General features: G+C 67.5%; 16 protein-coding genes and 1 pseudogene. 12 read left to right on the top strand and 5 right to left on the bottom strand.

Going from position 1 to position 18,932, the window contains the following annotated elements; genetic code table 11:
- The coding region (locus tag L995_RS23295; RefSeq protein WP_047473867.1) for a sigma-70 family RNA polymerase sigma factor at positions 1 to 417 on the bottom strand (417 nt) is incomplete at its 3' end.
- Positions 418 to 612: 195 nt separating this feature from the next.
- A complete protein-coding gene (locus tag L995_RS33980; RefSeq protein WP_197065182.1) occupies positions 613 to 2,502 on the bottom strand; it encodes a pseudouridine synthase in 1,890 nt (629 codons plus the stop codon).
- Positions 2,503 to 2,678: 176 nt separating this feature from the next.
- Here L995_RS33980 and L995_RS23285 point away from each other — a divergent pair, with 176 nt between their 5' ends.
- A complete protein-coding gene (locus tag L995_RS23285) occupies positions 2,679 to 3,218 on the top strand; it encodes a hypothetical protein (protein ID WP_016446585.1) in 540 nt (179 codons plus the stop codon).
- 17 nt (positions 3,219 to 3,235) lie between these two features.
- Here the strand turns inward: L995_RS23285 and L995_RS23280 are convergent, their stop codons facing one another.
- A complete protein-coding gene (locus L995_RS23280; protein WP_017405420.1) occupies positions 3,236 to 4,060 on the bottom strand; it encodes an IclR family transcriptional regulator in 825 nt (274 codons plus the stop codon).
- A gap of 99 nt (positions 4,061 to 4,159) precedes the next feature.
- Here L995_RS23280 and L995_RS23275 point away from each other — a divergent pair, with 99 nt between their 5' ends.
- The 3 genes from L995_RS23275 to L995_RS23265 are packed head-to-tail and all read left to right on the top strand — an operon-like array spanning position 4,160 to position 7,556.
- A complete protein-coding gene (locus L995_RS23275) occupies positions 4,160 to 5,335 on the top strand; it encodes an acyl-CoA dehydrogenase family protein (RefSeq protein ID WP_047473866.1) in 1,176 nt (391 codons plus the stop codon).
- A 14-nt stretch (positions 5,336 to 5,349) separates the two neighbouring features.
- Positions 5,350 to 6,348: a Bug family tripartite tricarboxylate transporter substrate binding protein gene (locus tag L995_RS23270; RefSeq protein WP_047473865.1), complete on the top strand. Its 999-nt coding sequence runs from the start codon at positions 5,350 to 5,352 to the stop codon at positions 6,346 to 6,348.
- Complete coding sequence (locus L995_RS23265; RefSeq protein ID WP_047473864.1) at positions 6,348 to 7,556, top strand: CaiB/BaiF CoA transferase family protein; 1,209 nt, start codon at positions 6,348 to 6,350, stop codon at positions 7,554 to 7,556. The genes L995_RS23270 and L995_RS23265 overlap by 1 nt, the downstream gene beginning before the upstream one ends.
- 28 nt (positions 7,557 to 7,584) lie before the next feature.
- Here L995_RS23265 and L995_RS23260 read toward each other — a convergent pair whose 3' ends face one another.
- The gene (locus L995_RS23260) at positions 7,585 to 8,313 is read right to left on the bottom strand and encodes a Crp/Fnr family transcriptional regulator (RefSeq protein ID WP_016446592.1); all 729 of its coding nucleotides are present in this window, start codon (positions 8,311 to 8,313) and stop codon (positions 7,585 to 7,587) included.
- A gap of 320 nt (positions 8,314 to 8,633) precedes the next feature.
- On the opposite strand from L995_RS23260, the gene L995_RS23255 reads away from it, so the two are divergent.
- The 8 genes from L995_RS23255 to L995_RS23220 all read left to right on the top strand — a co-directional run bounded on the left by L995_RS23255 (position 8,634) and on the right by L995_RS23220 (position 18,479).
- Positions 8,634 to 10,571, top strand: coding sequence for an AMP-dependent synthetase/ligase (locus L995_RS23255; RefSeq protein ID WP_047473863.1), 1,938 nt, complete (start codon positions 8,634 to 8,636; stop codon positions 10,569 to 10,571).
- A 14-nt stretch (positions 10,572 to 10,585) separates the two neighbouring features.
- Positions 10,586 to 11,371: an ABC transporter ATP-binding protein gene (locus tag L995_RS23250; RefSeq protein WP_012203089.1), complete on the top strand. Its 786-nt coding sequence runs from the start codon at positions 10,586 to 10,588 to the stop codon at positions 11,369 to 11,371.
- A 10-nt stretch (positions 11,372 to 11,381) separates the two neighbouring features.
- Entirely contained in the window at positions 11,382 to 12,311 is a 930-nt protein-coding gene (locus tag L995_RS23245; protein WP_016446594.1) for a branched-chain amino acid ABC transporter permease, read from the top strand.
- A gap of 24 nt (positions 12,312 to 12,335) precedes the next feature.
- Positions 12,336 to 13,400: a branched-chain amino acid ABC transporter permease gene (locus L995_RS23240; RefSeq protein ID WP_016446595.1), complete on the top strand. Its 1,065-nt coding sequence runs from the start codon at positions 12,336 to 12,338 to the stop codon at positions 13,398 to 13,400.
- Positions 13,401 to 13,479: 79 nt separating this feature from the next.
- The gene (locus L995_RS23235) at positions 13,480 to 14,796 is read left to right on the top strand and encodes an ABC transporter substrate-binding protein (RefSeq protein ID WP_016446596.1); all 1,317 of its coding nucleotides are present in this window, start codon (positions 13,480 to 13,482) and stop codon (positions 14,794 to 14,796) included.
- Between the two features lie 175 nt (positions 14,797 to 14,971).
- Positions 14,972 to 15,805: an ABC transporter ATP-binding protein gene (locus L995_RS23230; protein WP_016446597.1), complete on the top strand. Its 834-nt coding sequence runs from the start codon at positions 14,972 to 14,974 to the stop codon at positions 15,803 to 15,805.
- A 194-nt stretch (positions 15,806 to 15,999) separates the two neighbouring features.
- Positions 16,000 to 17,247, top strand: a complete 1,248-nt coding sequence (locus L995_RS23225) for a phenylacetate--CoA ligase family protein (RefSeq protein WP_016446598.1) — start codon at positions 16,000 to 16,002, stop codon at positions 17,245 to 17,247.
- A 242-nt stretch (positions 17,248 to 17,489) separates the two neighbouring features.
- Positions 17,490 to 18,479 (top strand): tripartite tricarboxylate transporter substrate-binding protein, encoded by a 990-nt coding sequence (locus L995_RS23220; protein ID WP_016446599.1) that lies wholly within the window; start codon positions 17,490 to 17,492, stop codon positions 18,477 to 18,479.
- A gap of 109 nt (positions 18,480 to 18,588) precedes the next feature.
- Here L995_RS23220 and L995_RS23215 read toward each other — a convergent pair.
- A pseudogene (locus tag L995_RS23215) lies at positions 18,589 to 18,932 on the bottom strand (hypothetical protein); the annotation flags it as partial.

The raw sequence follows: 18,932 nt of genomic DNA, 5'->3' as shown, positions 1-18,932 counted from the left end.
CGTGGCGATGTCCGCATAGCTCAGGCCTTCGAGGTTGGCCAGCAGGAAGGCCTCGCGCACCTTGGGCGCCAGCGCGTCCAGCGCCTGGTCCACGGCCTGCAGTGATTCGAGCGCGATCAGCCGCTCCTCGGGCGAGGGAGCCAGCTCGGCCGGCAGCAGGGCCAGGGTGTCGAGATAGGCGCGCTCCAGCAGCCGGCGCCGGTGCTGGCGGATCACAAGATGGCGGGCCACGGTGGCCAGGAAGGGGCGCGGCTGCTCGATGCGGCCGGCCATGCCCGAGGTGATCACGTTGACGAAAGTGTCGTGCGCGACATCGGAAGCCTCGAACACATTGCCCAGCTTGCGGCGCAGCCAGCCTTGCAGCCAGCCGTGGTGTTCGACATAGAGGGTGTGTACGGGATCGGCCGGTGCGCGCATGAAAAGACGGACGCGCCCCGGACTGGCGTGCCGCAGCGCTGAAGCTCGTTTGAGAATGGTTCGCATTCTAAACACGAGCTCAAAACCGTCGCTGCCCAAATCAGGGGCACCGAGGAAGGGCCGTCCCGCACCGAGGGTGCCGTCCCCCTCCCGCGAAGCGAGAGAGGGGGAAGCGGCGCAGCCGCTCAGGGGGTGCTAAAAATTCTCGTGTGCACCCAGATAGCGCCACTGGCCCACAGGCAGGTTGCCCAGCGTCACGCGGCCGATGCGGATGCGCTTGAGGCCCACCACGCGCAGGCCCACCAGTTCGCACATGCGGCGGATCTGGCGCTTCTTGCCTTCGGTCAGCACGAAGCGCAGCTGCTCGGGGTTCTGCCAGTCCACCTTGGCGGGCTTGAGTGCCTCGCCGTCCAGCGACAGGCCATGGCACAGGCGTGCCAGCTGCTCGGCCGGGAACACGGATTGCACGTCGATGTCACGGTCGCCGTAGGTCACGCGTACCAGGTACTCCTTGTCCATCTCCGAGTCTTCGCCAATGATCTGGCGCGCCACGCGGCCATCCTGGGTCATGACCAGCAGGCCCACGGAATCGATGTCCAGCCGGCCGCAGGGTGCCAGGCCCTTGAGCTGCGCGAAGTTGAAGCGCGTGCGGCTGGTGTCCTGGTTCCAGTGGTTCTGGGGAGTGACCAGGACCACGGCCGGCTCGTGGCCATCCTCGGCCTGTCCGCTGACGTAGCCCATGGGCTTGTGGATCAGGATGGTGACCTGCTGGTCCTGGCGGTCACGTGCCTCGCGCTCGACCGTGATGCGGTCGGCGGCCACCACGTTCTGGCCCATCACGGCGAGTTCGCCGTTGACGCGGACCCAGCCCTTGTCCACCCACTCGTCGGCCTCGCGGCGCGAGCACAGGCCCATGTCGGCCAGGCGCTTGTTGATGCGCACGGCGCCCGGAACCTGCTCCTGCACGGGCGCGGGGGCACGCTTGACGGGAATCTCGCGGCTGGCGCCACCGTCGGCGGGACGGTAGGTGCGGATGCCGCTGAGCGGACGGTAGGCGGGTTCGGCCTGGGCCGGCGCATCGCGGCGCGGGCCGCGGGCGTCATCACGGCGGGGGCCCCGGGCGTCGTCACGGGGGCGATCACGGAAGCCGCCCTCCCGGGGGCCGTCACGGGGGCCGTCACGTTGCCCATCACGCGGACGCTCGTCGCGCTGGCCATAGGGCCGGTCGCGGCGATCATCCGGACGGGGCGGACGCGGGGGACGGGAGTCGCGCATGTCGCCCGCATGGCGCGTGTCACGCGCATCACGGGGATCGCGCTGCTCGCGCGGGGCACGGTTTTCGCCGCCGCCCTGGCCACGCCAGTCGCCACGCGGCTGGGAACGGTCCAGGTCCTCGGCACGGCCGAAACCGCTGCTGCGCGGGCGCTGATCACGGGCGTCGCCGCGGGGTGCCGCATCACGGGCATCGCCGCGAGGGCCTGCGTCACGGCGGTCGGAGCGCTCGTAGCGTTCATTGCGCCCGCCGCGGTCATTGCGGTCGTTGCGCGGGCCGCGTGCGCCCGCAGATCTGCCTGCGCCACCAGAGGGGCGGCGGGCATCGCCAGCCGGCTCGGCCTGTGGCTTTTCGGGGCGGCGCAGCACAGGGCGCGCGGAGGGCGCTGCCGCCTCGTCGGCGCCGGACCGGGACGGTTTGGAAGAAGTAGGGGATGACATTAGGCCGCCATTGTCGCGCGGCACGGCCTGCAGCGGCAGCGCCCTGCGGCCAATACGGGCATTGCGCTCGGCTATCGGCCCCGCGCTGCCCCGGCCCGCCGGGACCCCTGCGCGGTCCCGCAGCGAAGCGCCTGCACGAAGGACGGCACACCCGTTGTGCGAGCCCGATTCCCGTCCATGGCAATGCACCTGGCCCCCAGGCCCATCCCATTCGCTGTATCCGTCGCGATATGCATATTCATATGAATCCCCAATGAAAGATGGATCAGGATGAATCAACTCGCCACGAAAATTCTCCATCCGGCCAATGAGGAAATAACAGCCCATGGCATTTGATATGTAAAAAACTGTATTTCTCACGAGCGCATTCATTCATCTTCCATTGCAAACCAATCCATTGGGCTTGCCATTTCCCATGTATCTGCCCATAGAATGGCGCCCGTCCAGAGACAGGGGCTCTCTTTCGAGACAACAGCCCTGCGCGCAGCGCCCGCTGCGGCATCCAGACCATCACGCCCGGAATCCCGCCTCATTCAACAAGGAAAACCATGAGCGATACACCCAACCTATTGAATTCCATGCCCTTGAAAGAACAATTCAAGGCGCTGCTCATCACCAAAATGGACTTGACGGGAATCGAGTGGTCCGATATGGAGACCGCCATCGGCCCGAATGCCGACAAATACCGTCCGCTGTGGGAGCGCATGGTCGGCGGGAAAAAGGGATTCTTCGCCGCACTCAGTCCCTGCTGGACGGCCATTCCCTTCATGGGCGTGTCCTGGGCCATTGCCCGCCGCGTCTACGCCTATGCCGTGGTGGCCTTCATCACCCTGTTGATCATCAACCTGCTGATGCCCGGCACGGGCGGCGCCGGCCGCGTGCTCGGCATCGCGGTGGCGATTTCCTTCACTGTCAAGCGCACCTACCTGCAGTGGCTGGTCACGCGCGTACAGCAGGTCAACCAGATGGGCCTGGCGGGCGCTGCGCGTGAAGAGGCGCTGCGCCAGATCGGCGGCCTGGACCAGAAGAACGGCTGGATCTCCTTCGGCGTGCTGCTGGCCATCGGCATCGTGCTGGCCGCCTTCTGAAGCGCCAGGCCCGCAGATCAGCGGTCCACGGGCAGCCGGTCGCACAGGGCCACCAACTGCGCCAACTGGGGGCCCACATCCCGGATCAGCGTGCGGGCCGGCATGCGCAGGCCCGGCACGGCGCAGTTGAACAGCAGCCGGCGCGACCCGTAGCGGATGCGCGAGGCCGCACCCACCGCGCACACGCCCAGGCCGGAGTCGCCCATGTTGACTGCGAAGCCCCGGGCGGCATAGTGCGCCAGGCTTTCGCTGGCGTTGTCCCTGCAGCGCGCGTATTCCTCGGGCCGCTGGCTGCGCACGCGGTCCAGGAAGCGCTGCAGTTCCCCGGCATCGAGCTGGGCCAGCCCTGCCCGGCCCATGGCCGTTTCCAGCACGCCGCGCACGGCGCCCACGCCGGGTCGCTTGAGCGTGCCGCCTTCCCAGGCGCAGGTATCCAGGTAGACCACATCCAGGTCCATGACCACGCCCACCGATACCGCCCCCTTCACGCGGTCGGCCAGGGCCTGCATGGGCAGGCGCAAAGGCCCCAGCAGCGGCGTGTTGATCACATAGGGGTAGCCCAGGGCGACGGCGGCCGGGCCGACGAAGTAGCGGTCCAGCCGCTCGTCATGGTCCAGGTAGCCCATGGTCTGCAGGCTGCGGCACAGCCTGGACACGGTAGGGCGCGGCAGGCCCAGGCGGCGGGCCAGCTCGCTGTTGGCATGCGGGCGCGGGTCGCTGACGAAGCACTGCAGGATCATCAGCCCCTTGGCCAGCGTGCCCGCGAAATACGGGTCCTGCTCGCGGATGCGGCAGACATCCTGCGAATCCCTGGGTTGGTGGGCAATGGGGGCGTGGGGCACGGCGCCATTGTGCGGACTGCGGCCACAAGGCCGCAACTGCGTTTCAATAATTGAAACAGCATTGCCGCCTTCCCGGCCGCGCTTCCTACAGTGCGGCCCATGAACCACGCCCCAACCTCCACCCCCCATCCCGCCGACGCCCGCCTGCAGGCGTTGATTGCAGACATCCGCCATTTCGTGCGCCACCGCTGGCATCCGCTCGAAGAGCAGATCGAGCGCGACGACAGCATTCCGCCCGCCGTGGTCCAGGAGCTGCGCGACAAGGGCTATTTCGGCTGGAGCATTCCCCAGGCCCATGGCGGCCTGGGCCTGAGCACCGAGGAACTGGTGCGCTGCGCCTTCGAGCTGTCCCAGGCCTCGGTGGCGCTGCGGGCCCGCGTGGGCACCAACACCGGCATTGGCTCGGAAGCCCTGGTGGCCGACGGCACCGAGGCGCAAAAGCAGCGCTGGCTGCCGCGCATGGCGCGCGGCGAGCTCACGGGTTGCCTGGCGCTGACCGAGCCGGACGCGGGCTCGGAGGCGAGCAACATCCAGACCACGGCGCGCCGCGAGGGCGACCACTATGTGCTCAACGGCAGCAAGCGCTTCATCACCAATGCGCCGCTGGCCGATGTGTTCACCGTCATCGCCCGCACCGGCGAAGGCAGCACGGGCAGCGAGGGGCTGACGGCCTTCTTCGTGGAGCGCTCGCCGGGCCTGGTGACAGGCCAGCCCTATCGCAAGATGGGCCAGGCGGGCTCGCCCGTGTCCGACGTGCATTTCCAGGACTGCCGCGTGCCGGCCGACCAGATCATCGGCGGGCGCGAGGGCCAGGGCTTCAAGACCGTGATGAAGGTGCTCAACAAGCAGCGCCTGCACCTGGCCGCGCTGTGCACGGGGCCGGCGATCCGCATGCTGGACCTGGCGCTGGCCCATGTGCGCCAGCGCGAGCAGTTCGGCCAGCCGGTGGCGAACTTCCAGCTGGTGCAGGCCATGCTGGCCGACAGCCGCACCGAGATCTTCGCGGCGCAATCCATGATCCTGGAGGCCGCCCGCGCCCGCGACCGGGGCGAGGACGTGGCGCTGTCCGCCTCCATGTGCAAGTACTTCGCCTCCGAGATGTGCGGCCGCGTGGCCGACCGCGCCGTACAGATGTTCGGCGGCGCGGGCTATGTGGCCGACTTCAGCCCCATCGAGCGCTACTTCCGCGACGTGCGCCTGTTCCGCCTCTACGAAGGCACCAGCCAGATCCACCAGCTCAACATCGCCAAGCTCATGCTGCGCGAGAGCGCCTGACACCGGAGGCCCCCATGACACGCTCCCTCACCTCGAAGCACCTGGCCAACCTGGGCCTGCTGGCCGCGCTGTGTGCCTGCGCGCAGGCTGCCCAAGCGGCACAGGCGGCCCAAGCGGCTTTTCCCGATCGGCCCGTGCGCGTGATCGTTCCCTTTCCCGCAGGCGGCAGCACCGACCTCGTGGCCCGAGCGCTGTCGGTGGAACTGGGCAAGGCCCTGGGACAGCCCGTGGTGGTGGAGAACAAGCCGGGCGCGGGCAGCCTGGTCGGCTCGGAACTCGTGGCCCGCGCCGCGCCCGATGGCTACACCCTGCTCATGGCAGGCCTGAGCAATGTCTTCCTGCCCCATGTGCACGCCAACCTCAAGTGGAATCCGCTGACCGACTACGAGTACATCGGCCTGGTGGCGGACCTGCCCAACGTCATCGCCGTCAACGCCAAGACCCCCTACCGCACGCTGGCCGAACTGGTGGCGGCCGACAAGGCCAGGCCCGGCACGCTGTCCTTCGGCTCGGCCGGCACGGCCACGCCCTCGCACCTGGTCTGCGAGATGGTCAACCACCGGCTCGGCACCAAGATGCAGCACCTGCCCTACAAGGGCAACGCCCCGGCCGTCAACGACCTCATGGCCGGCCACATCCCGGTGATGTGCAACAACCTGGGCGGCACCCTGCCCTACATGCAAGGCGGGCAGATCCGCATCCTGGCGCAGACCGGCAAGAGCCGCTCGCCCGCAGCGCCCGACATTCCCACCTTTGCCGAGCTGGGCGTGGCCGGGCTGGACACCGGCCTGTGGGTGGGCCTGGCCGCGCCCAAGGGCACGCCGCAGCAGATCGTGGCCACGCTCAACCAGGCGCTGGCCAAGGCCATGGCCTTGCCCGAGACACGCGACAAGCTGGCGCGCCTGGGCGCCACGCCGCTGCCCACGCAGGCGGCGGACTTCCACCAGCGCGTGGCCGAAGACCGCCGCGCCTGGGAGCCCGTGCTGAAGAACGTGGACCTGAAAGGCAACTGATGCAGCGCCAAGGCTATCCGCTGGAGGATGTGCGCATCCTCGACATGGCCACGGTGCTGGCCGCGCCCTTCTCGGCCACGCTGTGCGGCGACCTGGGCGCCGACGTCGTCAAGCTGGAGCTGCCCGGCGGCGGCGACACGCTGCGCAGCCTGGCCCCCGTGCACGACGGCCACGCCGTGTTCTGGAAAACCGCCAACCGGGGCAAGCAGGGCATCTCGCTGGACGTGCGCAAGGCCGAGGGCCGCACGCTGTTCCTGCGGCTGATCGAGGATTTCGACGTACTGGTGGAGAACTTCCGCACCGGCACGCTGGACCGCTGGGGGCTGGACCTGGCCACCTTGCATGCCCGCAACCCGCGCCTCATCGTGCTGCGCCTGACGGGCTTCGGCCAGACCGGCCCCTATGCGCGCCGGCCGGGCTTTGCGCGCATCTTCGAGGCCATGAGCGGCTTCGCCCACCTCACGGGCGAGGCGGGCGGCCCGCCCCAGCACATGAACTACCCGCTGGGCGATGCCGTGGCCGGGCTGTTCGGCGCCTTCTCCATCGCGGCCGCACTGGCCGAGCGCAATGCAAAGCCTCCAGGCGAACGGCGCGGCCTGGAGATCGACCTGTCGGCCACCGAAGCCATGCTGCGCCTGCTGGACCCGCTGGCGGCCGAATTCCAGCTGGGCGGACAGGCGCGCAGCCGCACGGGATCGTGCGCGGGCTACACGGCGCCCTCCAACGTCTACCGCACGCGCGACGGCGCCTGGCTCACCGTGGTCGCCACGGGCGATGCCATCTTCGCGCGCCTGTGCCAGGCCATGGACCGCGCCGAGCTGGCCGCCGACCCGCGCTTTGCGGACAACGCCGCGCGCATCCGCCACCTGCAGGCACTGGATGCGCTGATCGTGCAATGGTGCGCAGGCCTGGACTGCGCCCAGGCCACGGCCGCGCTGGCCGCGCACGACATCCCGTTCAGCAAGGTCTGTTCGGCCGAGGACGTGCTGCAGGACCCGCATTTCGCGGCACGCGGCAGCTTCATCGCGCTGCCCGACCCCGACCTGGGCCCCCTCACCGCCCCCGCGCCCGTGCCACGCTTCACCGGCCGCCAGGCCCCTTCGCCCCGCAGCGGCCCGGCCACCGGCCAGGACAATGCACGCATCTATGCGGCATTGGGGCTGGATGCGCAGCAGCAGGAGAGGCTGCGGCGCGAGGGCGTGATCTGAGGCCTCAAGCGGGTGGCAGCGGGCGGCGTCAGGCCGCCCTCCGCGCCGTCGCAAACAGCCCGCTGCGCAGCGCTTCCAGGTCGAGCACGCGCAGGCCGCCGTACTCCACGACGATGGCGTTTTCGCGCTGCAGCACGGACAGCGCCTCGTTGACGCGCTGGCGTGACAGGCCCACCAGGTAGGCCAGTTCCTGCTGGGTGATGCGCAGCACCTCGCCGACGCCGGGATACAGCAGCGGGTGAAAGAGCGCCGCCAGGCTGCGGGCCACGCGCAGGTCGGGGTTGGTGAGGCGGTCGATTTCGCGGGCCGAGATGAACTGGCCCAGGCGCTCGTTGAGCTGGCTCATGACGAAGCGGTTGAAGCCGATGGAGTGATCCAGCAGCCAGTGGAAGGTGTCGATGGGCAGGCCGGCGACCACGCTTTTGCGGATGGCCTGCACGTTGTAGCGGTAGGGCTCGCGCTTGACGGCCGTGCCCTCGCCGAACCAGCCGCCCGGAGGCAGGCCGGCCAGCGTCATGCTGGCGCCATCGGCGCCATCGGTGTTCATCTTGAGCAGGCCTTCGACCACGCCGAACCAGTAGGTGGGTGCGCGGCCGGTGCGGCAGACGTAGTCGCCGGACTGTGCGTCGCCGACGACCAGCGCCTTGTGCGCGCGCTCGCGCTCGGCGGGCTGGAGCAGGGCCAGCCAGGGAATGCCATCGAGTTCCTCGGGTCGGGGCGCACGACGGCGCTGGTGCAGTGACAGTTCTTGGCTCATGGAGTCGCGGCGAGGGTGCGCGGATGAATCAACAAAACCACCCAAGCATTGCCCGAGGCCAGTGGCTGGCGTGAGCGGGATTTCCAGAAGGACGGCGACCCGCTGCGAACGGGCTGGAGCGCAAGCCCCCCAACGGGCAATGAGACCGTTTTGGCACCATTTGTTACGGCGCGTTTTCCCGATGATGAGTTTCCCGAAGATTGTCGTCAAACAGACACCACGGCGTCAAAGCCAGTCCTACGATGCAGTCCAAGCCGGTGGGTCTCAGCCTGGGCATTTGCACCACGCGGCCACCATCCACGAACAACCAAGGACATGGAATGACGACCACGTTCCCGCACCTGCTGCTCCAGCATGCTGCCCAGCGCCCACAGGCACCGGCGCTGCGCGAGAAGGAATACGGCATCTGGCAGACCTGGAGCTGGAGCGAGGCCGCGCAGACCGTGCGCCACATGGCCTGCGGCCTGGCGGCGCTGGGCCTGGCACGCGGCCAGAATCTGGCCTTCATCAGCGACAACCGGCCCCATGTCTACATGGGCTTCCTGGCCGTGCAGGCGCTGGGCGCCGTGCCGATCCCGCTGTACCAGGACGCGGTGGCGGCCGAGATGCGCTTCGTCATCGAGGATGCCGAGATCGACTTCGCCTTCGCCGAGAACCAGGAGCAGGTGGACAAGCTGCTGGAGGTGCGCGAGAGCGTCCGCGGCCTGGGCCACATCATCTATGACGACCCGCGCGGCCTGCGCCACTACGACCAGCCGGGGCTGATCAGCACCGAGGCGCTGCTGCAAAAGGGCAAGGAATGGGAGGCCGCCCACCCGGGCGCCTGGGATGCCATGCTGGCGGCGCTGTCGCCCGACGACGTGTCCGTCATCCTCTACACCTCGGGCACGACGGGCAAGCCCAAGGGCGTGTGCCAGACCCACCGCAGCTTTGGCGAGTCGGCACGCGGCGGTGTGCAGGTGGACCGCCTGGGCCCTGGCGACAACGTGATCTCCTACCTGCCTCCGGCCTGGGTGGGCGACCACCTGTTTTCCTTCGCGCAGTGGCTGGTGGCGGGCTTCACCATCAACTGCCCGGAGTCGGCCTCTACCGTATCCATCGACCTGCGCGAGATCGGCCCCAGCTACTACTTCGCGCCGCCGCGCATCTTCGAGGGCATGCTGACTTCGGTGTCCATCCGCATGGAGGATGCCGCGCCGTTCAAGCAGTGGATGTACGGCCACGCCATGGCCGTGGCGCGGCGCGTGGGATCGGACATCCTGGACGGCAAGAAGGTGGGCGCGCTGGACCGCCTGAAGTACGCGCTGGGCGACCTGTGCATCTACGGCCCGCTGCGCAATGCCATGGGCCTGTCGCGCATCCGCGTGGCCTATACGGCGGGCGCGGCCATCGGGCCCGAGCTGTTCCGCTTCTTCCGCTCCATCGGCATCAATCTCAAGCAGCTCTACGGCCAGACCGAGACCTGCGCCTATGTGTGCATACAGCGCGACGGGCAGGTGGAACTGAGCAGCGTGGGCCAGGCCGCACCGGGCATCGAGCTGAAGATCGCCGACAACGGCGAGGTGCTGCTCAAGGGCGTGTCCGTGCTCAAGGAGTACTACAAGCGCCCCGACGCCACGGCCGAGGTGGTGGATGCCGACGGCTGGTTCCACACGGGCGATGCCGGCGTGATCGACGCCAGCGGCCAGCTGCGCATCATCGACCGCGCCAAGGACGTGGGCAAGACCAGCCGGGGCGCCATGTTCGCGCCCAACTACATCGAGAACAAGCTCAAGTTCTTCCCCCAGATCAAGGAGGCCGTGTGCTTCGGCCACGGTCGCGACCAGGTCTGCGCCTTCATCAACATCGACTACGAGGCCGTGGGCAACTGGGCCGAGCGCCAGGGCCTGCCCTACGGCGGCTATGTGGACCTGGCATCGAAGGCCAAGGTGCTGGAGATGGTGGCCGACTGCGTGGCCCAGGTGAACGCCGACCTGGCCGCCGAAGCCGGCATGGCCGACACGCAGGTGGCGCGCTTCCTGGTGCTGCACAAGGAGCTGGACCCCGACGACGACGAGCTGACCCGCACGCGCAAGGTGCGCCGCGGCTTCATTGCCGACAAGTACGGCGTGCTGGTCGATGCGCTGTACACGGGCAAGCGTGAGCAGTTCATCGAGACCCAGGTCAAGTTCGAGGACGGCCGCACCGGCAGCGTCAGCGCCACGCTGTCCATCATCGATGCCAAAACCCATTCGGTGGCTGCCACCGCCAGGGCCTGACCGGAGCCGCTGACATGACCCACAAGAAGATCGGCGATGTCATCCTCGACATCAAGAACATCAGCCTGCGCTTCGGCGGGGTGAAGGCGCTGACGGACATCTCGTTCGATGTGCGCGAGCACGAGATCCGCTCCATCATCGGCCCCAACGGCGCAGGCAAGAGTTCGATGCTCAACTGCATCAACGGCGTGTACACCCCGTCCGAGGGATCGATCACCTTCCGGGGCAAGACCTTCAGCCACATGAACAGCCGCCAGGTGGCCGAGATGGGCGTGGCGCGCACGTTCCAGAACCTGGCGCTGTTCAAGGGCATGAGCGTGATCGACAACATCATGACCGGCCGCAACCTGCAGATCAAAAGCGGCATCCTGATGCAGGCCCTGCGCCTGGGCCCGGCCCAGCGCGAGGAGATCCGCCACCGCGAGTTCGTCGAGCACATCATCGACTTCCTGGAGATCCAGGCCTACCGCAAGACCCCCGTGGGCCAGCTGCCCTACGGTCTGCAAAAGCGCGTGGACCTGGGCCGCGCCCTGGCCATGCAGCCGCAGGTGCTGCTGCTGGACGAGCCCATGGCCGGCATGAACGTGGAGGAAAAGCAGGACATGTGCCGCTTCATCCTCGATGTGAACGACGAGTTCGGCTCCACCATCGTGCTGATCGAGCACGACATGGGCGTGGTCATGGACATCAGCGACCGCGTCGTGGTGCTGGACTACGGCAAGAAGATCGGCGACGGCGCACCCGACGAGGTGCGCCAGAACGAAGACGTGATCCGCGCTTACCTTGGCACAGGCCATTGAGGGGACTGACATGGGATTTTTTCTGGAAACCTTGTTCGGCGGCCTCATGGTGGGCACGCTGTACGCGCTGATCGCCATCGGCTTCGTGCTGATCTTCAAGGCCTCGGGCGTGTTCAACTTCGCCCAGGGCGCGATGGTGCTGTTCTCGGCCCTGGCCATGGCGCGCTTTTCCGAGTGGATCCCGAAGTGGATCGGCATGGAGCCGGGCTGGTTCACCAACCTGCTGGCCATCTGCGTGTCGCTGGCCATCATGGTGGTCGTGGCCTGGGTGATCGAGCGGCTGGCGCTGCGCCACCTGGTCAACCAGGAGCCCATCACGCTCTTGATGGCCACGCTGGGCATCGCCTACCTGCTCGACGGCCTGGGCCCGATGATCTTCGGCAGCGCCGTCTACAGCATCAACGTGGGCATGCCCAAGGACCCCATGTTCATCCTCGACGGCCTGTTCGAGGGCGGCGTGCTGCTGAGCCAGGAAGACCTGTATGCGGCCTGCATCGCCGCGCTGCTGGTGGCCGCGCTCAGCGTGTTCTTCCAGAAGACCAAGACCGGCCGCGCGCTGCGCGCCGTGGCCGACGACCACCAGGCGGCGCAGTCCATCGGCATCCCGCTGTCGCGCATCTGGGTCATCGTCTGGTCGGTGGCCGGCGGCGTGGCCCTGGTGGTGGGCATCATCTGGGGCTCCAAGCTGGGCGTGCAGTACTCGCTGTCGCTGGTGGCCCTGAAGGCCCTGCCCGTGGTGATCCTGGGCGGCCTGACCTCGCTGCCCGGCGCCATCATCGGCGGCCTGATCATCGGCGTGGGCGAGAAGCTCTCCGAGGTCTACCTGGGCCCCATGGTCGGCGGCGGCATCGAGACCTGGTTCGCCTACGGCCTGGCCCTGTGCTTCCTGCTCGTGCGGCCCCAGGGGCTGTTCGGCGACAAGATCATCGACCGCGTCTGAGACCGTATACGGAGAACTTGCACCATGTTTTATCGTGAGAACGGTCAATTCAAGACGACCTACGCATCCGACCAGCAGATCTTCGGCGTCGCCCAGGACCGCTGGGCCATCGTGGCGCTGCTGGCCGTCGCCTTCCTGGTGATTCCCTTCAGCGTCAGCGACTACACCTTCCAGGCCGTGCTGATCCCCTTCCTGATCATGTCGCTGGCGGCGCTGGGGCTGAACATCCTGGTCGGCTACTGCGGCCAGATCTCTCTGGGAACGGGCGCCTTCATGGCCGTGGGCGCCTATGCGGCCTACAACCTGCAGGTGCGTTTCGAGGGCATGCCGCTGCTGGTGGCCCTGATCGGCGGCGGCGTGCTGGCCATGGTCTTCGGCGTGATCTTCGGCCTGCCCAGCCTGCGCATCCGCGGCCTGTACCTGGCCGTGGCCACGCTGGCCGCCCAGTTCTTCGTGGACTGGCTGACCAGCCGCGCCGCCTGGGTGACGAACAACTCCTCCTCGGGCTCGGTGAGCGCAGGCCCGCTGTCCATCATGGGCTGGAAGATCGACACGCCCATGGAAAAGTACCTGCTGTGCCTGGGCATCCTGTGCCTGCTGGGCCTGGCGGCCAAGAACCTGGTGCGGGGCGCCATCGGCCGCGAATGGATGGCCATGCGCGACATGGACGTGGCCGCCAGCGTGATCGGCATCCGCCCGACCTACGCCAAGCTCAGCGCCTTTGCCGTGAGCAGCTTCATCGTCGGCGTGGCCGGCGCGCTGTGGGGCTTCGTACACCTGGGTGCCTGGGAGCCTGCGGCCTTCAGCCTGGACCGCTCGCTGCAGCTGCTGTTCATGATCATCATCGGCGGCCTGGGTTCGGTGGTCGGCAGCATCTTCGGCGCGGCCTTCTTCGTGCTGCTGCCGCTGCTGCTCACCCAGGTGCCTCACTGGCTGGGCCTGCCGCTGTCCACGGCCACGGCGACCTACCTGGAGCACATGATCTTCGGTGCGCTGATCGTGTTCTTCCTGATCGTGGAGCCGCACGGACTCGCGAAGCTGTGGGCCACAGCCCGCCAGAAGCTTCGCGTCTGGCCCTTCCCGCATTGAGTTGATCTGTATCGAGACAGGGCGCCACAGAGTGCCGGATAACCGGGGAATCTTCCCCAGCCAACTAGGAGACAACGTCATGATGTTCAAGAAAGTCGCCATCGCCGCCGCCACCGTCGCAGCCGGAATCGGCGGCCTCGTGGCCGCCCCCGCCGTCCAGGCCCAGGACCAGTTCGTGCCGCTGCTGGTCTACCGCACGGGCCAGTTCGCTCCGCTGGGCATTCCATGGGCCGATGGCAAGCAGGACTACATCAAGCTGGTCAACGCCAAGGGCGGCATCAATGGCGTGAAGATCGCCTACGAGGAATGCGAGACGGCCTACGACACGGCCAAGGGCGTGGAGTGCTATGAGCGCCTGAAGGGCAAGGGCGGCGGCGCGGCGGGCTTCGATCCGCAGTCCACCGGCATCACGTTCGCCGTGACGGACAAGGCGCCCGGCGACAAGATGCCCATCATCACCACGGGCTACGGCCTGTCGCAGTCGGCCGACGGCAAGGTCTTCGAGTGGAACTTCCCGCTGCTGGGCAACTACTGGACGGCGGCCGACTCCATCATCCAGGACATCCTCAAGAAGGAAAAGGGCAGCCTCAAGGGCAAGAAGATCGCCCTGGTCTACCACGACTCGCCCTATGGCAAGGAACCCATTCCGCTGCTGCAAAAGCGCGCCGCCAAGGAAGGCTTCGACCTGACGCTGCTGCCCGTGACGGCGCCCGGCGTGGAGCAGAAGTCCACCTGGCTGCAGATCCGCCAGCAGCGCCCCGACTACGTGCTGCTGTGGTCGGCCGGCGTGATGACGCCCACGGCCGTGCGCGAGGCGCAGGCCACCGGCTACCCGCGCGAGAAGATGTACTCCATCTGGTGGGCCGGCTCGGACCATGACGTGAAGGACATCGGCGCCGGCGCCAAGGGCTACAACACCGTGACCATCCACAACACGGCCGAGCACGACAAGGTGCACGACGAGGTCAAGGCCATGGTCTACGACAAGGGCCAGGGCACGGCCACCGACGCCAAGGAACTGGGCGCCATGGCCCATACGCGCGGCATGGTGATCTCCATGCTGCAGGTGGAGGCCATCCGCACGGCACAGGAAAAATACGGCAAGGGCAAGGTCATGACCTCCGAGCAGGTGCGCTGGGGCCTGGAGAACCTGAACCTCACGCAGGAGCGCCTCAACGAGCTGGGCTTCGGCAAGATCATCCGCCCCGTCAAGACCAGCTGCGACAACCACCTGGGCACCGACTGGTCGCGCATCGCCCAGTGGGATGGCGCCAAGTGGAAGGTGGTCTCCGACTGGTACCAGGCCGACAAGTCCATGGTCGAACCGCTGGTCAAGGAGTACGCGGACAAGTACGCCAAGGAAAAGAACGTAAAAGCTAGAACTTGCACCCCCTGAGGCGCTTGCGCGCCTTCCCCCTCTCTACCCGCTTCGCGGGGGGGAGGGGGACGACACCCTCGGTGCGGGGCGGCCCTTCCTCGGTGTCCCTGAGTTGGGGCATGCCCCGCGCAGAGATGCTTCGAGAGTTGCGGCCCCGCACTCCGCTTTCGTATCAACGCCCATGGACGACGCCATGACCACCGCACCCACCTCCGCCCCGGCCGCCAGCGATCCGCTGCTCGTGGTCAATGGCATCGAAGTCATCTACAACCATGTGATCCTGGTGCTCAAGGGCGTTTCGCTCCAGGTGCCGCGCGAGAGCATCGTGGCCATTCTGGGCGGCAACGGCGCGGGCAAGACCACGACGCTGCGCGCCATCTCCAACCTGCTCAAGGGCGAGCGCGGCGAGGTGACCAAGGGCACGATCGAGCTGGAGGGCGAGCGCATCGAAAGCCTCACGCCCTCCGAGCTGGTGCAGCGCGGCGTGGTCCAGGTCATGGAGGGGCGGCACTGCTTCGCCCACCTGACCATCGAGGAAAACCTCATGACCGGCAGCTACACGCGCACCGACAAGGGCGAGATCGCGGCCAACCTCGAGAAGGTCTACAACTACTTTCCGCGCCTGAAGACGCGCCGCACCTCGCAGGCCGCCTACACCTCGGGCGGCGAGCAGCAGATGTGCGCCATCGGCCGCGCGCTGATGGCCAACCCGCGCATGGTGCTGCTGGACGAACCCTCGATGGGCCTGGCCCCGCAGATCGTCGAGGAGGTGTTCAACATCGTCCGCGACCTCAACAGCAAGGAAAAGGTCACCTTCCTGCTGGCCGAGCAGAACACCAACATGGCGCTCAAGTACTCGGACTACGGCTACATCATGGAAAGCGGCCGCATCGTCATGGACGGCGCGGCCTCGGACCTGGCCAGCAACGAGGACGTCAAGGAGTTCTACCTGGGCGTGGGCGGCGGCGAGCGCAAGAGTTTCAAGGACGTGAAAAGCTACAAGCGCAGAAAACGTTGGCTTGCATGAATACCCCCTGAGTCGCTTCGCGCCTTCCCCCTGAAAGGGGGACGACACCCTCGGTGCGGGGGCGGCCCTTCCTCGGTGTCCCTGGGGTTGGGCCGCGCCGGTTTCGCAGGCCAGGGGCGGCACAAGGATTGTTGGAATCTTTCTTTCACCGCTGGCCGGACTCCATCTGCCCTTTTCCACATACAGGACTAGCCATGAGTGCCTTCTACGACGCGCTGGAGACGCGCACCCCTGACGAACGCGAAGCAGCGCTGCTGGCCGCCCTGCCCCGGCAGATCGCCCATGCGCAGCAACAGTCGGCTGCCTTCGCCCGGATCCTGGACGGCGTCGACGCCGCGCAGATCACCAGCCGCGAGGCCCTGGCCCGCCTGCCGGTGACGCGCAAGTACGAGCTGCTGCAGCGCCAGGCCGAGCAGCGGCCCGCGCAGATCTTCGGCGGCTTCAACGCCATCGGCCTGGGCCAGCCCATGCCGCGCCTGTTCTGCAGCCCCGGCCCCATCTACGAGCCCGAGAGCCGCCGCCCCGACTACTGGCGCATGGCGCGCGCGCTGCATGCCTCTGGCTTTCGGCCCGGCGAGCTGGTACACAACTGCTTCAGCTACCACTTCGTGCCCGCGGGCTCGATGATGGAAAGCGGCGCCCATGCGCTGGGCTGCACGGTGTTCGCAGGCGGCACGGGCCAGACCGAGCAGCAGGTGCAGGCCATGGCCGACCTGCGTCCCGCCGGCTACGTGGGCACGCCCAGCTTCCTCAAGATCATTGTGGAAAAGTCCGTGGAGATGGGCCTGCCCATCCCGTCCGTGACCAAGGCCATGGTCTCGGGAGAGGCCTTTCCGCCCTCGCTGCGCGACTGGCTGGCCGAGCGCGGCATCGCGGGCTACCAGTGCTACGCCACGGCCGACCTGGGCCTGATCGCCTACGAGACCGAAGCGCGCGAAGGCCTGGTGCTGGACGAGCAGGTCATCGTCGAGATCGTGCGCCCCGGCACGGGCGACCCCGTGGCGCCCGGCGAGGTGGGCGAACTGGTGATCACCACCTTCAACCCCGACTACCCGCTGATCCGCTTCGGCACGGGCGACCTCTCTGCCGTGCTGCCCGGCCAGTGCCCCACGGGCCGCACCAATGCGCGCATCAAGGGCTGGATGGGACGCGCCGACCAGACCACCAAGGTGCGCGGCATGTTCGTGCACCCGGGCCAGATTGCCGACGTCGTGCGCCGCTTTCCGCAGGTGGGGCGCGCAAGGCTGGTGGTCACGGGCGAGATGGCCAATGACCAGATGCAGTTGCTGGTCGAAACCCGCGAGACCTCGCCGGGCCTGGCCCAGCAGCTGTCCGACGCGGTGCGCGAAGTGACCAAGCTGCGCGGCGACGTGCAGATGGTGCTGCCGGGCACCCTGCCCAATGACGGCAAGGTGATCGAAGACGCGAGGTCGTACAAGTAGCCACCGAGGCGCGGGGGACGGTGGCCGCGCCGCCGCGCAGCCGGCGCAATCCCTGAAAACATGACGCCTGTCAAGCCTCCAAGGGTTTGCACTAGATCAATGGCAAGGGAATCTGCTGCGGCGCAATAGAAACAATTCTTAAAATTCGTCTCCTCGTGCATTCGGTTTCTTTTGCGTGTTTGCCCTTTAGGGCGAAAACGCATCGCCCCCTATCATTTGCACGCCATTCACCTGGAGACACTATGAAAGCATTGTTCAAGATCGCAGCCATCGCCCTGGCAGCCGGCGCAGCCATTGGCGCTCATGCGCAGGACTATCCTGCCGCAGGCAAGACGATCACCCTCATCGTGCCGTTCACCGCAGGCGGCCCGACCGACAAGGTGGCCCGCGATCTGGCCGAGTCCATGCGCAAGCATCTGAACAATGCCACCATCGTGGTGGACAACGCCGACGGCGCCGGCAGCACCATCGGCACGGCCAAGGCTGCACGTGCCCGCCCTGACGGCTACACGCTGCTGATCAACCACATCGGCATGTCCACGATCCCGTCGCTGTACCGCAAGCTGTCGTTCAACGTGCTCAACGACTTCGAGTACGCCGGCATCATCAACGACGTGCCCATGACCCTGATCGGCCGCCCCAGCCTGCCGGCCAAGAACTTCGCCGAGGTCAAGGACTGGATCGGCAAGAACCAGGGCAAGGTCAACCTGGCCAATGCCGGCATCGGTTCCGCCTCCCACCTGTGCGGCCTGATGCTGCAGGCGGCCATGAAGACCGAAATGACGCCCGTGCCCTACAAGGGCGCCGCGCCGGCCATCGCCGACCTGATCGGCAACCAGGTCGACCTGCTGTGCGACCAGACCACCAACACCACGGGCCAGATCACGGCCAAGAAGGTCCAGGCCTATGCCGTGACCACGCCCAAGCGCCTGGTCATGCCCGCACTGAAGGACCTGCCGACGCTGGCCGAAGTGGGCGTGCCTGACTTCCAGGTCACCATCTGGCATGGCCTGTACGCGCCCAAGGGCACGCCGGCCGACGTCGTCAAGAAGGTCAACGAGGCAATGAAGGCCGCCCTCAAGGACCCCGAGTTCATCAAGCGCCAGGAAGCCCTGGGCGCCGTGATCGCCAGCGACGGCCGCATCGAACCCGAAGGCCACAAGAAGTTCGTCCAGGCCGAGATCGAGAAGTGGGGCAAGGTCATCAAGGCAGCCGGCACCTACGCCGACTGATCCCGAGGACCACCACCGCGACGGATCGCCCAGTTGCAACCACGATCAAGCCCGGCTTCGGCCGGGCTTTTTCGTTGGCGGGGACGGCGCGACAGCGGCGATGCAGGGTTCAGGGCGCCGGCCCGCGCAGCGCCATCACGGCCTGCCAGCTGCCGCCACGCTGGCTTGCGTTGTAGAGGTTGCTCTGCGTGTTGCCGGGACCTTCGTAGTAGCTGCCGCGCATCAGGCATTGCGATCCCGAGGCCGTGCAGTGCACAAGCTCGACGCCGAACATCAGCGCCGGCCGGCCGCTGGCCCGGTCCAGCACCTGCTCGCCGCCCTTGCCCACGTCGCAGGCCGAAGCCGGCCGCACCTGGCTCTGGCCGCTGAGCAGGGCCAGCGTGCCGGCATCGGGGTCCAGCAGCGCCCATCCACGGCCGTTGCCTATGCAGTAGGCCGCCGCCTTGGACGCGG

Origin of the sequence: Delftia sp. ZNC0008, from assembly GCF_000799035.1 — a bacterium.
In the GTDB taxonomy this organism is placed as follows: Bacteria; Pseudomonadota; Gammaproteobacteria; order Burkholderiales; family Burkholderiaceae_C; genus Comamonas; species Comamonas tsuruhatensis.
The sequence above is the reverse complement of the archived record's forward strand: the minus strand, read 5'-3'. Positions and strand labels throughout refer to the sequence as shown.